This window comes from Corynebacterium phoceense (assembly GCF_900092335.1).
GTDB classification, from domain to species: domain Bacteria; phylum Actinomycetota; class Actinomycetes; order Mycobacteriales; family Mycobacteriaceae; genus Corynebacterium; species Corynebacterium phoceense.
This window is the reverse complement of sequence record NZ_LT596208.1, coordinates 1276913-1289968: the sequence shown is the minus strand read 5'-3', so window position 1 is coordinate 1289968 and position 13056 is coordinate 1276913. Positions and strand designations below refer to the sequence as shown.

At 63.0% G+C, this 13056-nt stretch carries 10 protein-coding genes and 1 pseudogene; 5 read left to right on the top strand and 6 right to left on the bottom strand.

Going from position 1 to position 13056, the window contains the following annotated elements; all coding sequences use genetic code 11:
* Window positions 1-165 precede the first annotated feature (165 nt).
* The gene (locus BN9444_RS10305) at window positions 166-1152 is read right to left on the bottom strand and encodes an alpha/beta hydrolase (protein WP_066486767.1); all 987 of its coding nucleotides are present in this window, start codon (window positions 1150-1152) and stop codon (window positions 166-168) included.
* Between the two features lie 348 nt (window positions 1153-1500).
* On the opposite strand from BN9444_RS10305, the gene mqo reads away from it, so the two are divergent.
* Both mqo and BN9444_RS10295 read left to right on the top strand, forming a co-directional pair.
* Window positions 1501-3000 (top strand): malate dehydrogenase (quinone), encoded by a 1500-nt coding sequence (gene mqo / locus BN9444_RS10300; protein WP_068801863.1) that lies wholly within the window; start codon window positions 1501-1503, stop codon window positions 2998-3000.
* A 23-nt stretch (window positions 3001-3023) separates the two neighbouring features.
* A pseudogene (locus tag BN9444_RS10295) lies at window positions 3024-3764 on the top strand (pyridoxal-phosphate dependent enzyme); the annotation flags it as partial.
* 14 nt (window positions 3765-3778) lie between these two features.
* On the opposite strand, the gene BN9444_RS10290 reads toward BN9444_RS10295, so the two are convergent.
* From BN9444_RS10290 to BN9444_RS10280, 3 genes are all read right to left on the bottom strand, one after another.
* Window positions 3779-5065 carry an ATP-binding protein gene (locus tag BN9444_RS10290; protein WP_068801862.1) on the bottom strand — a complete coding sequence of 429 codons (1287 nt, stop codon included), beginning with the start codon at window positions 5063-5065 and terminating at the stop codon, window positions 3779-3781.
* A gap of 241 nt (window positions 5066-5306) precedes the next feature.
* Window positions 5307-6680, bottom strand: a complete 1374-nt coding sequence (locus BN9444_RS10285) for a protein adenylyltransferase SelO family protein (protein WP_068801861.1) — start codon at window positions 6678-6680, stop codon at window positions 5307-5309.
* Window positions 6681-6688: 8 nt separating this feature from the next.
* Window positions 6689-7498, bottom strand: coding sequence for a PhzF family phenazine biosynthesis protein (locus BN9444_RS10280; protein ID WP_068801860.1), 810 nt, complete (start codon window positions 7496-7498; stop codon window positions 6689-6691).
* A gap of 36 nt (window positions 7499-7534) precedes the next feature.
* Between BN9444_RS10280 and BN9444_RS10275 the strand changes: the two genes are divergently transcribed.
* Entirely contained in the window at window positions 7535-8845 is a 1311-nt protein-coding gene (locus tag BN9444_RS10275) for a DUF4921 family protein (protein ID WP_068801859.1), read from the top strand.
* Between the two features lie 72 nt (window positions 8846-8917).
* On the opposite strand, the gene BN9444_RS10270 is transcribed toward BN9444_RS10275, so the two are convergent.
* Complete coding sequence (locus BN9444_RS10270; protein ID WP_084759298.1) at window positions 8918-9862, bottom strand: alpha/beta hydrolase family protein; 945 nt, start codon at window positions 9860-9862, stop codon at window positions 8918-8920.
* Window positions 9863-9924: 62 nt separating this feature from the next.
* The gene (yaaA, locus tag BN9444_RS10265) at window positions 9925-10644 is read right to left on the bottom strand and encodes a peroxide stress protein YaaA (protein ID WP_068801857.1); all 720 of its coding nucleotides are present in this window, start codon (window positions 10642-10644) and stop codon (window positions 9925-9927) included.
* 44 nt (window positions 10645-10688) lie between these two features.
* On the opposite strand from yaaA, the gene BN9444_RS10260 reads away from it, so the two are divergent.
* Window positions 10689-12458, top strand: coding sequence for a proline--tRNA ligase (locus BN9444_RS10260; protein ID WP_068801856.1), 1770 nt, complete (start codon window positions 10689-10691; stop codon window positions 12456-12458).
* A 222-nt stretch (window positions 12459-12680) separates the two neighbouring features.
* On the top strand, window positions 12681-13055 hold the full coding sequence (locus tag BN9444_RS10255) for a DoxX family protein (protein ID WP_068801855.1): 375 nt from the start codon (window positions 12681-12683) through the stop codon (window positions 13053-13055).
* The last annotated feature ends 1 nt before the right edge of the window (window position 13056 follow it).

Sequence of the window (13056 nt, the reverse complement as noted above, 5' to 3'; positions counted from 1 at the left end):
TTACCTAAGCCTGCTGGCCGGATTCGCGGAAGTAACTATGTGACCGCTGAACGGCAATGGAGACTGTCGCTGCTGTTACGTGGCGTGCATATTCGCGGAAACAGCCCAGACTACATCTTTATTTCTGATTGGGTTGTGCCGGATGCGGACGTCGGCGATGGATGGCTAGTGACTGGGCGTCGGCTCGGCCGGGAGATGGGTGGCGAGCCAATCATCGACCGTGCGGAAGACTTCGGGACGGATTTCGGGGCGGGAGGCGAAAGCCTCGTGGCGTGCGCCATGGATGGGACGCAGCGTGCACTCCTTGCCGAGGGTGGGTGCCCAGTGCATGGTTTGGGTGACGTCGACGACGCAGTCGACGTAGTTGATTTCCTCCGAGTAGGGCTTGCCCAGGATGGAGCGAGTCGAGCAGATAGTGAGGTAGGGAACGCCTACGTCGACGCCGCGGTGCAGCTTTGCAAAGCCACCGAAGATGGCGCGCAGCCAGCCTACGTACTTGCGGTGACCGCCCAGCGGCTTGAGGGTGAGGTCGTAGTCCCACTCGCCATACTTGCTGGCATGCATGGAATCGCCGAAGGCTGTGAGGTTACCGCCGGGGAAGGCGAGCATCGGAAAGCGTTTGCCAGCGCGGTCGATGACAGGGGAGAGCGCCTTGACCACCGGGCGGGGCACGCTCATCATGTCGAGCCAGGGACCGTTGAGGATAAGACCAGGAACCTGCTCAGGGTGTTCGGCGTCGAGCCACAGCGCGCAAATGAGCCCACCCGTGGAGTGACCCATGGGGACGACGCGGGAGTTAGGGATGGCCGCGAGAGCGGCATCAAGATCCTGGTAATAGAGCGTGAGATCCGAAATGTAGTGCCAGGTGTGGCCCTCGCGGCGCGAGCGGCCACACTTGCGGAGGTCGACGGCATAGAAAGCGTAGCCCAGCTCCTGATAATGCTGCGCGACATGAGCATCAAAGAAATAGTCCGTCATGCCGTGGACCCAAAGGAGGGCAGGGCGCTGCGAGAAATCGGGGGTGTCACGCTTGTAGGCGACGAGGGTGGCGGAGACATCGCCTTGGCCGTCAGGGTCCGGCCCCAGCGGAAGCGTTGCCTGGGTGAAGTCGGGGCCCAGCATATCCTCGGTCCAATGAAGTTCAGTGCTCATGTGGACCAGCTTATCCATAGCCGAGTGGGGCCGCTTGAGGGTACGCCGTGAGCTGGAGAGCACGAACGGGGGTAGGGAATGGTGCGCAAAATGGGCAGTACGTGCGTTCTGCTGGGCTGATATTTGTGCGAGTGGGTAAAGGCGTAAGGTTGATAAGTAATGCGTTGAGTGCTTGCGCCGCGGATGTGACTGAGGTCTTTGGTGGGCTTGGGTAGTCGCGAGGAGACTGCCTTTACATGCGTACACCGCAGGTTGATCGGAGAGCTTAGGTCCTGCACGCGGCGCGGTATGAGCGCACAGCTTTATAAGACGTGCACGATCAAGCGAAAGTCAAAGAGGTTTAACACCGTGTCCTCCGCAAAGAAGACCGCACAGGTCACTGAAGAAGTTGATGTAGCCCTCGTCGGCGGCGGCATCATGTCCGCTACCCTCGGCGCCATGCTCCGTGAGCTAGAGCCGAGCTGGACGCAGATGGTGTTCGAGCGCCTCGACGGTCCGGCTCTGGAGTCCTCCTCTCCGTGGAACAACGCCGGTACCGGCCACTCCGCGCTCTGCGAGCTCAACTACACCCCGGAGAAGAACGGCCGCATTGACGCGACCAAGGCCTTCGGCGTCAACGAGAAGTTCCAGGTTTCCCGCCAGTTCTGGGCACACCAGCTCAACAACGGCATCCTCACGGATCCCAAGGCCTTCATCAACCAGGTTCCGCACGTGTCCTTCGCTCAGGGCTCCATTCAGGTCGATTACCTGAAGCGCCGCTACGAGCTGCTCAAGGACAACCACATGTTCCCGAGCCTGGAGTTCTCCGACGATGACGCAGTCTTCCAGGAGAAGCTGCCGCTCATGTCAAAGGGCCGCGACTTCAACTCTAAGAAGGTCGCCATCTCCTGGACCGATGCCGGTACCGACGTGAACTTCGGTGCCCTGGCGAAGCAGTTCTTTACTGCTGCCAAGGCATCCGGCACCGAAATCCGCTACGGTTCCGAGGTCATCGACATCAAGCGCGATGGTGCGAACTGGAAGGTGTACGCCAAGAACGTGCACACCGGTGATTACTCCGTCATCCGTGCGAAGTTCGTCTTCGTCGGCGCAGGCGGCTACGCCCTCGACCTGCTGCGCAAGGCAGGCGTCAAGGAAGTTGCTGGCTACGCTGGCTTCCCGGTCTCTGGTCTGTGGCTGCGCGCCAAGAACCCGGAGCTCATCTCCCAGCACCAGGCCAAGGTCTACGGCAAGGCTGCTGTGGGCGCTCCGCCGATGTCCGTGCCGCACCTCGACACCCGCGTCATCGACGGCGAGAAGGGCCTGCTGTTCGGTCCGTACGGTGGTTGGTCGCCGAAGTTCCTGAAGAAGGGTTCCTACCTCGACCTGTTCAAGTCCATACGTCCGGACAACATCCCGTCCTACCTCGGCGTTGCCGCCCAGGAGTTCGGCCTTACCAAGTACCTGGTTTCCGAGGTCCTCAAGGACTTCGAGCAGCGCGTTGAGACCCTTAAGGAGTACGTCCCGTCCGCAGACCCGGCTGACTGGGAGACCGTCATCGCTGGCCAGCGCGTCCAGGTCATCAAGCCGGCCGCTGCACCGCGCTTCGGTTCCCTCGAGTTCGGTACGACGCTCATCAACAACCCGGAGGGCAACATCGCCGGCCTGCTCGGCGCTTCCCCGGGAGCTTCCATCGCCCCGGCCGTCATGGTCGAACTCATCGAGCGTTGCTTCGGTGAGCACATGATCCAGTGGGGCCCGAAGCTGCAGGAGATGATCCCGTCCTACGGTGAGACGCTCGCCAAGAACGTCAAGCTTTACGACGAGATGTGGGAGTACACCCAGAAGACCCTCAAGCTCGAGCAGTAAATCCTCGCGCTGGATACACGGCCCTTTTCGCTTCGGCGAGGGGGCCGTTGGTCATTTTTCTTCACCCCGCCTGGTCCCGCGAGTCGCGTCCGCAGATGCTTGAGCGCACCGGTGCGCTTCCCGATGCCGTCGTGGCCTGCGCCGGAGGCGGCTCCAACGCCATTGGCACCTTCGCCGAGTACCTGCTCGGCATGGAGGACGGCGAGCAGTATGCAGGCAACGACAATGTCCGCCTCATCGGTGTCGAGCCGGCAGGCGAGGGCCTTGACACGGACAAGCACGGCGCGCCGCTCAACAAGGGTGTGGTGGGCATCCTGCACGGATCTTGCTCGTATGCGTTGCTCAAGGACGGCGAGATCCTGCATCCGCATTCGGTGTCTGCGGGCCTGGACTACCCGGGTATCGGCCCGGAACACTCCTACCTCAAGGACACCGGCCGCGCGGCGTACCCGGCCGTCACGGACGCGGAGGCCCTCGATGCCTTCCGCATGTTCTCACGCTACGAGGGCATCATCCCGGCGCTCGAGTCCTCGCACGCGCTGGCGTATGCTCTCAAGCTCGCCCAGCAGTGCGAGGAGACCGGCGAGGAGATGAACATCTTGGTCACTCTCTCCGGTCGCGGCGATAAGGACGTGGACTACGTCCGCCGCATCCAAGGCGACTTGGCAGCCGAAGACCCGGCCACTCATCCGGTAGTCAATCTCAACATCGAGGGCGTGCTCGCGGAGATGACTGCCGAGTCCAACGCGCGCGAGGGACTCTAAACCGCGGCCGAGCTTTAACCCTCGGTCGGGGAGTGGGCCTCTCCGGTTTCCCAGAGAGCATTGATCGGCACGGCCCAGATATTGTCGCCGAACGGCAGTATTTTTGTGCCCGTGTAGAGCACAATTCCTGCGATAAATGCGTCACCTACCTTGTCCCTCACCGAACGAAGGTTGCGTACATGCTGGGCACGAACGGTGGTGGTCGTCTTCACTTCGATGGCGACGATCTGGTGGCGGCGGTTTTCCAGGATGAGGTCGACCTCTTCGCCATCGCGATGTCGGTAGTGCATGATATTGAATTTCACCGAAGACCAGGCGCGTTGTTTCGCTAATTCGGTGGCAACGAAATTCTCAACGAGGCCGCCGGTGAGCTGCCCCGCGATGTCGTATTCAAGGCTTTCCACGTCCGTGCCGGTCAGGATGCTCGCGATCGCGGTGTCGTTAAACATCACCTTCTTTCGCCCCGCCACGCGTGACGAGAGGTTGCGTCCCCAGGGATCCAGTTCGTCGATGAGATAGACATCGCGAAGCGTGTCTAAGTACGCGGGGATGCTGCGTGCCGGAACGCCGAGACTGCGACCGGCTTTGGCTGCGACAAACTCCATGGCTGGTTCCGCGGCGAGCAGTCGCAACAATCGCCCCAAACGGTCGGGGTGCTGAACTCGGCGGACCAGGCGTGCATCAAGGTTGGTCACCCTCTCGACATAGGCGTCGAGCCAGGCCTCAGCCAGGGCGGCGGGTGCATTGTGGATCTCCGGGAAGCTGCTCTGCACGACGGTAGTGAGATAGTCACGACGGCTGAGTTCCGGGAGGTCGAGCTGTGGCGACGGATTCTCCGGCAGCTTCCATGCCCATGCTGCAAAATCGTCAGTGATACCGCGTAGCTCGCCTTGGCTGAGTCCGCGCATGGGGATGGTGATGGCTCGTCCTGCGAGGCTTTCCTCGGTCCCGGACAGGCTAAAGAAGTTGGACGACCCAGTCACGACGAAGCGTCCCGGCCGACGGTCAGCGTCGACGGCCGCCTTGATGGCGAGAAAGAGCTTCGGAACGCGTTGGATCTCGTCGATGACGAGGGGCCGGTCGCTGAACTGGCGAATGAATCCGTCAGGATCAGCATCTGCGGCCTCGCGGTACGCCTCAACGTCGAGATTGGCGACGACTGCATCGGTATCTCGTACGAGCTCTTGGGCGAGGGTGCTCTTGCCCGTCTGACGTCCGCCCGAGATAACAGTCACGGGGCTAAAAGCGAGGATTTCCTTCGCCCGGGGCATGATATTGCGTTGGATGACGTAACCGCTCATGAGCTCGTATTTTAGTGCAAAATGCGATTCAAAGTGATAGTCTTCGCCGTTTTGCGACTATTCCTTCGCCGATTCGCGGTACCACTTTCGCCGTTTTGCGACTATTCCTTCGCCGATTCGCGTAGTTGTTCTCGCCGATTCGCGGTAATAGAGGAAGAAAATCTTATGAGATGCGGGGTATCGTCGTGTAGACGTCGCCGGAGGTTCGGGGACGATACGTGCGTCTTCTGCTGGAGCCCGTTTAGGTTCCGCAGTAGGTGCGGTACATCTCCAGCTGTGCGGGGGCGCTGGGCGCCTCGAATTCGTCGTTCGGCGTGAACGGGTGCGTGACGGCATCGAGTAATCGGAGAAACTGGCTCATGTCGGTAGGCGCGTCGCGCAGCGCGGCTTCGACGGCGAGGTTGCGGGGAATAACAACCGGGACGCGTGGTCCGGTCTCCGAGGGCGCGGCGGGGGCTGCCGCCGCGTAGCGCTGCTGCCATTCTGCCAAAGCTCCGGCCGGGACATCGCCGCCGTAGCGGAGCGCGGCGAGAGTCCGCGTGAGTTCGTGGTCAGGCAGCGCTGCGAGAAGATCCGTGGTGAGCTCGCGGGAGGTCTCCGGTTTGAGACCGAGCGCCTGGGCGAGTTGAGCGTGGTGTTCGGTCTCGAAGGCGTTGTAGAAACCGTTGATGGTCTCCTGCGCGAAGGAGACGGCCTCGTTGGGATCGGCGTCGAAGAGCGGCAGCATGGACTCGGCGAGGCGCGCGAGGTTCCATCCGAGGATGCCGGGCTGGTGGCCGAAGCGGTAGCGGCCCTGCGTGTCGATGGAGGAGTACACCGTGTCGTGATCGAAGGTTTCGACGAAGGCGCAAGGGCCGAAGTCGATGGTCTCGCCGGTAAGCGTCGTGTTATCCGTGTTCATGACGCCGTGGAGGAAGCCGAGGCGCTGCCACGCGGCGACGGTACGGATTTGGGATGCCATGACTGATTCGTAGAGTCCCGTGTAGTCGCCTGCGGCAAGGTCGGGATAGTGGCGCTCGATAGCAACGTTGGCGAGGGTGCGCAGCGTGTCTTCACCGACCATCTGCGCGTAGTGGACCGTGCCCACACGGATATGGCTGGCGGCGACGCGCACGATGACGCCGGCGGGCTCGACCATCTGGCGTTGAATCTTGCGACCGGTGGAGAGTACCGCCAGCGGTCGGGTGGTAGGCACGCCAAGTGCGTGAAGCGCCGAGGAGACGAGGTATTCGCGCAGCATGGAACGCAGCGTGCCGCGGCCGTCCGAGCCCGGACGAGAAAACGGCGTGCGACCGGTGCCTTTGGCGTGGAGATCCCAACGGGCGCCGTCGCCGTCGACGACCTCGCCGAGAAGCAGTGCGCGGCCATCGCCCATGCGGGGATTGAACTGGCCGAATTGGTAGCCCGCGTACGCCATGGCGTAGAACTCTTCGCCGTGGCCGAGGAGAAACTCGATGCCCTCGGGCGAACGCAGCCACTCCGCGTCGAAGCCGAGCTCGGTGGCGAGTTCCTCGTTGAGCAGCACGAGACGGGCGTCGGGATGGCTTTCGCCGCGCGCGGCCGCGACGAGGTCCGGAAGTGCTCTGGCGTAGCTGTGCTCGATGGAGGGGTGCATGGTGCTCCTTAGGATTCCAGCGTGCCGCGCACGCGGATGGCGACTGCGCCGCCGACCCAGATATCGGTGCCGTCGTCATGGATGTGGACGCGGCCGGCGCGACCGAGCTGCGAGCCTTGCGCCGCGACATAGGTATTGGGCACGAGGCCGCGGCCGCGGAGGAACTGCGCGGCGCCGCCGTTGAACGAGCCGGTGACGGGGTCTTCGAATGCGGACGTGAATGCGCGAACCTCATAGGTGGTCTCGCTTCCGGAGGCTTCGAGGCCCACGACGCCGACCTTGACCCCGGGGATGGGGGACGGCTGCAGGGCGCGGACGGAGGCTGCATCGGCAAGCTGGATGAGCCGCCAGCCGGGGCCGTTGTCGACCCAGCCGGAATCGACGACGTCGGCGGGAGTGATGTTAAGGAAGCGGCACGTCTCCTCGAGCTCTTCGGGGCTCAGAGCGCCTTCGCGGCGCAGAGGTGGGGTGGCGAAGGAATAGACGCCGCCCTCCTCGCGCAGGTGGACCAAGCCCACGCCGCATTCCTGGACAAGGGCGCGGCGTGTGCCGGTGAGTTCGCTGAAGACGCGGGCGGTGCCTAGCGTGGGGTGGCCGGCGAAGTCGAACTCCTCTGTGGGAGTGAAAATGCGCACGCGGTAGTCAGCCTCTGGGTGGTGGGGCTCGAGCAGGAAGGTGGTCTCTGAAAAATTCGTCCAGTTGGCGATTTTCTGCATCTGCGCGGTGGTGAGCGAATCTGCGCCCGTGATGACGCCCAGGGGGTTACCGCTGAAAGGTGCAGTGGCGAAAACGTCGACCTCAAAATACTCGTGCTGCATGGGACACCAGTGTAGAGGCGCGATAGTCTAAACGGTATGACCCAGTCCCTCTACAGCCGCCCCGAGCCCATTCTGCGCATGGCGGACGGCACCGTCAAACAACTCAATCCCTTCTCCGGCACCGAGGTATGGACCGTGCCGGGCCGTGGAAACCGGCCTTTCTCGACGCCTGCGTCTGCCGTACACGATATTGACGCGCAGGCACACGTGGCAACGTGTGCGTTTTGTGCGGAGCGCCGGCTGGAGACGCCGCCGGAGAAATCCCGCATTCTGGCTACTGGGGAGATTCTGCGCGGTGTGTCGGCGGGGGCGCTCGATGCGACGGAGCCGCTGTTCCGGCGCGTGCCGAACCTTTTTGAGATTGTCTCCTTCGACTACTGGGAGCAGAACTACGGCTACCAGCTCGACGCGGCGACACAGGCGCGCATGGATGCCTATCTCGCAGATCCGGCGGGGCGCGAGCATGTTCTTCGCACGGTGCGGACGAAGCGCGCGGCCTCCGGACAGCCGGACGCGGACGACGAGGCGTTGCTGGCGCAGTCGCACTGTTTCTTTGGCGGCGGACACGACGTCATCGTGGGACGCAATCACTATGTGCCGGGTGCGACGACGGATGACCGGCTGGCGTCTTCGGGCACGCTTACGCCGGAAGAACACCGGTTGTTCGTGCAGTTTACGGCCGATAGTATGCGCGACCTGTATGAGCACAATCGGTATGCGTCGTATGTCGTTGCGTTCCAGAACTGGTTGGCGCCGGCGGGCGCGTCCTTTGACCACCTGCACAAGCAGCTCGTGGCCATCGATGACCGCGGCATGGCGGCGGGGCATGAGCTCGAGATTCTGCGTGCGCATCCCAACATGTACAACGAGTGGGCCGTGGACTACGCGATGCAGCACAACCTCATCATCGCTGAGAACGACCACGCCGTGCTCTTTGCCGGTTTTGGCCACCGCTATCCGACGCTGGAGATCTACTCCAAGTCCGCGACGTGTGAGCCGTGGCTGCAGTCGAGCGAGGAACGCGACGCGATGAGCGACCTCATCCATGCCGCGCACGTGGCTGTGGGGCCGCAGGTCGCGTGTAACGAGGAGTGGCACCACCGTCCGCCGTCCACCGCGACGCCGGCGCCGTGGCGCGTAATGATCAAGCTGCGCGTGTCCACGCTCGCGGGCTTTGAGGGCGGCACGAAGATTTACATCAATACGATTTCCCCGTGGAATCTGCGGGACCGGATTGTGGATCCGCTCTATAAGGCGCGCGATGAGGGACGCGTGGCGCGGTCTATTCGCATTGCAACGGAATGCGAGCCGCGGCGCAACAGTCTGCGGTACAACCCGCTGCTGTAGCTCGGCATATCTTCGTTGCGCTGTGCGGCCCTCGTTGGTGCGCGGGATGAGTTTAGGTTTAAGGAAGGTGCGTTATCGGCGCAGGTTGCGTGCAAAGAAGTCAGCGACGGCGCGGCCGTAGGAGGTGTCGCCGACGTACTCGGTGAGACCTTCTTCGTTGGCGGGGACGATGAAGTGTTCCTTGCCTTCGACGGCGAAGACTTCAGGGTCCTTGCCCGCGGCGCGGGCGGCGGCGATGAGTTCCTTGGAGTGGCGCGAGGGGACTTGGACGTCGCCTTCGGCGTAGGCGAGCATGATCTTGGTGTCCGTGTTCTGGACGGCGTGCAGGGCGCTGGCGGTGGTGTACTCGCCGTAGCGGTCGCCGAGTTCTTCGGTGATTCCTTCTTCCACGGCGGTGCGCTGGCTCTCGGGGAGGCCGTAGGCAATCGCGGTATCAGCGAAAATGGAAGGAAAATTGGTATACGAACTCGTGGCGACCACGGCGGCGGGCATGGTGTCCGCGTCGAGATAGTCGAGGCTCGCGAGGGTGACGAAGCCGCCCATGGACGTGCCCCACACACCCAGCGGAAGATCCGGGTGCTCGGAGCGGAGGTAGGTGAGCCCCGCCTTGAGATCCCGGATTTCGCCGAGGCCGCCCTCCTCGTGGTCGCCCTCGGAGCCGGCGATGCCGCGCATCTCCAGCAGCAGCGCGGTGTAGCCCTGGTCCTGGAGAAACTCGCCGAACTCGTGGAGGTGCGTCACACTTGGGCCTTGGAGGCCGGAAAGGATGACAACGCCGCCCTTTGGGTCGGTGTCCGGTGCGAGCTCCCAGGCGTCGAGACCGAGCCCGTCTTCGGTAGTGATGCGGGTGTGGGCGGCCTTCAGCGCAGGGGAAGTGTAGACGTCAATGTCGTGCTGCGGGGCGAAGAGAAAGTGCAGGATGATCCGCGCGGAGAAGTACCCTGCGAGAAGCGCGATGACTACGAGCACCGCGAGGATCGAACTGAGCCACACCAGAGATTTCTTACGCCGTGTCATACCATTAATTTTATTCACTGGATGGTGAAAGCGCAGCGCAATGGGGTAAATGGCGGTGTGCGTTAGATGACGAGGACGAGCTCGTTTCGACGGGTTTCGGTGGTGAGTCCTGCGGCCTGGGCAAGGGCGGCGACGTCGTCGATGGAGTAGGCCTCCGAGGGTGCGGTCGCGAGCACGCGGGCAAGCTGGCCCTTGTAGTGCTTATTGAAGTGGGAGACTACCTTGCGGGAGCCGTCCTCCTGCACGGACTCGACGCGGGCGGTCACAGCGCCTTGGAGCCGGCCGAGCTGCTGGTACGTGCCGGAGCGCAGGTCGACCACGAGTTCTTCATCCTGGACCTTTGTGAGCGCGTCTGTGATGAGCGAGCCCCAGCGCGATTTCATGGTGCGGCCCTCGAGTTTCGTGCCGCCGGACAGTCGGTAGTGGGGAATGAGATCGCCTGCGCGGACGAGTCCGAAGAGGGCGGAGCCGACGGCGAGGCGGGAGCGGGCGGCATCGGAAAGCGAGGGAGCGTCCAAAGCGTCGTAGAGGACGCCGGTGTAGCGCTCAAGGGCGGGCATGGTGGGGGAGGTAGAGAGCTCCGTGTTGGCGACGGCCTCCCCACGCAGCTTCTGCGAAATCTTGAGGATGCTGAGCGCCTCGTCGGGGTCCAGGGAGCTTAAGACTTCCGCGATTTCGCGGCGCGCCGGGTTAAGTTCCGGGAAGGACAAAGAGTCCAGGTCAAGCGGGGCGCCGGTGCCTCCGGGCGCCTTGGTTTCAGAAGGTGGGAGGACGATGAGCATGCCACTAGCGTAGCGCCCGGCCCAGCGGGGTAAAGTTGGGAACCATGATTACACGCCTTTCTACGCTCTTCCTGCGCACTCTGCGCGAGGATCCGGCCGACGCCGAAGTCACCAGCCACAAGCTCTTGGTCCGCGCGGGGTACGTGCGCCGTGCCGCGCCTGGTGTGTACACCTGGCTGCCGCTGGGTCTGCGCACGCTGCGCAAGATTGAGGATGTTGTCCGCCAGGAGATGAATGCCATCGGCGGCCAGGAAATGCTCTTCCCGGCGCTGCTGCCGCGCGAGCCCTACGAGCTCACGGACCGCTGGACCGAGTACGGGGATAACCTCTTCCGTCTCCAGGACCGCAAGGGCGCAGACATGTTGCTGGGCCCGACGCACGAGGAAATGTTCGCCTCTGCCGTCAAGGACATGTACTCCTCGTACAAGGACTTCCCGGTCACCCTGTACCAGATTCAGACCAAGTACCGCGACGAGGAGCGTCCGCGTGCGGGCATTCTGCGTGGCCGCGAGTTCGTGATGAAGGATTCCTATTCTTTCGACATGACGGATGAGGGCTTGGACGAGTCCTACATGCGTCACCGAAAGGCGTACCAAAACATCTTTAACCGCTTGAAGATCGATTACGCCATCTGCAAGGCCACCTCGGGTGCCATGGGCGGCTCTGCGTCGGAGGAGTTCCTGGCCGTGTCGCCTGCGGGCGAGGATACCTTCGTGCGCGCGACTGATGGCGACTACGCGGCGAACGTCGAGGCCGTTGTCACCCCGGTTCCGACGGAGACCCCCATCGAGGGCCAGCCGGAGGCGACCGAGTACACGACCCCGGATGCAGAGACCATCGACACCCTCGTGGACTGGGCGAATGGCGAGGGCATCGAGATCGATGGTCGCGCCGTGACGGGCGCAGACACGCTCAAGTGCATGGTCATCAAGACTGCCGCGCCGGCGGCATCGGAAGAAGAGAAGGAATGGGAGCTCGCTGCGGTTCTCATCCCGGGCGATCGCGCGCTGGACGAGAAGCGTCTCGAGGCGTCGCTGGAGCCGGTCGAGTTTGAGCTGGCGTCGGATGCCGACTTTAAGAAATACCCGTTCCTGGTCAAGGGCTACGTGGGGCCGCGTGCCCTTAATGCCAATGGCGTCAAGGTTTACGCTGACCCGCGCGTGGTCAACGGCTCCTCCTGGATCACGGGCGCGGATGCGAAGAACCGCCACGTGGTGGGGTGCGTGGCTGGCCGTGACTTCACTGTCGACGAGTTCATCGAGGCAGCGGAGATCAAGGAAGGCGACCCGGCTCCGGAGGGGCAGGGCACGCTGACGCTGGAGCGCGGCATCGAGCTGGGCCACATCTTCCAGCTGGGCCGCAAGTACACGAAGGCCTTTGACGTCCAGATCCTCGACGAGAACGGCAAGCGCGCCGTCCCGACCATGGGTTCCTACGGCATCGGCGTCTCCCGCATGATGGCTGTTCTCGCCGAGCAGCGCTCGGACGAGAAGGGCCTCAACTGGCCCATTGACGTCGCGCCGTACCAGGTGCACGTGGTCGTTGCGAACAAGGATCAGGCGGCTCTCGAGGCGGGCGACAAGCTCGTGGCTGACCTGGATGCTTCCGGTATCGAGGTCCTCTTCGACGACCGCCCGAAGGTCTCCCCGGGTGTGAAATTCAAGGACGCCGAGCTGCTGGGCATGCCGTTCATCGCGATCCTGGGCCGCTCCTTCAAGGATGGCATTATTGAGCTGCGTATCCGCGGAGGCGAGACCCTCGAGGTCCCGGCTGCGGAGATTGTGGAGAAGCTCACCTCGCTCGTGCGCGGTTAGTTTTCGTTGCGCGAGGCGCCCCATCGACGTGTGTCGGTGGGGCGTTCGTGATTGTGGAGGGACAGAAGGGATCTTGTGAGGCTCCCTTTTGTTCGACTGTGTAACGACTATGTAAAAGGAAACCAGAGGAAGTAAACCGAGCGGGTCTGGGAGATGTGTGGTTTACCTTTGGTGGTTTCCTTGTGCGTGCGTCACCACGGTTGGTGGGGCTAGGCTCGAGGTATGAACATCGATTGGAATGAAGCCCGCGCGTTGGCGTTCGGTTCGGTCATGCTCACCATGGGCACCCTCCACTTCGTAAAGAAGGAGGAGTTTGAGTCCATCGTGCCGCCGCAGTTGCCGGGCACGGCGCGGTTGTACAACTACGTCTCGGGCGTGTGGGAGTTGGGGACGGGTGCCGCAGTAATCAATAAGAAAACCCGCCCTGTGGGCGGGTGGTCAGCGCTCGGGTTGCTCGCGGCCGTGTGGCCGGCGAACTTCTATCACGCCGCGCGCGATTTGAAGACCGGCGCGGGGTGGGGGAAGAAGGCCTATCACGCGCTGCGCCTTCCGGCGCAGCTGCTCATGATGCGTGCGGCCTATCGGCTCACGCGCTAGC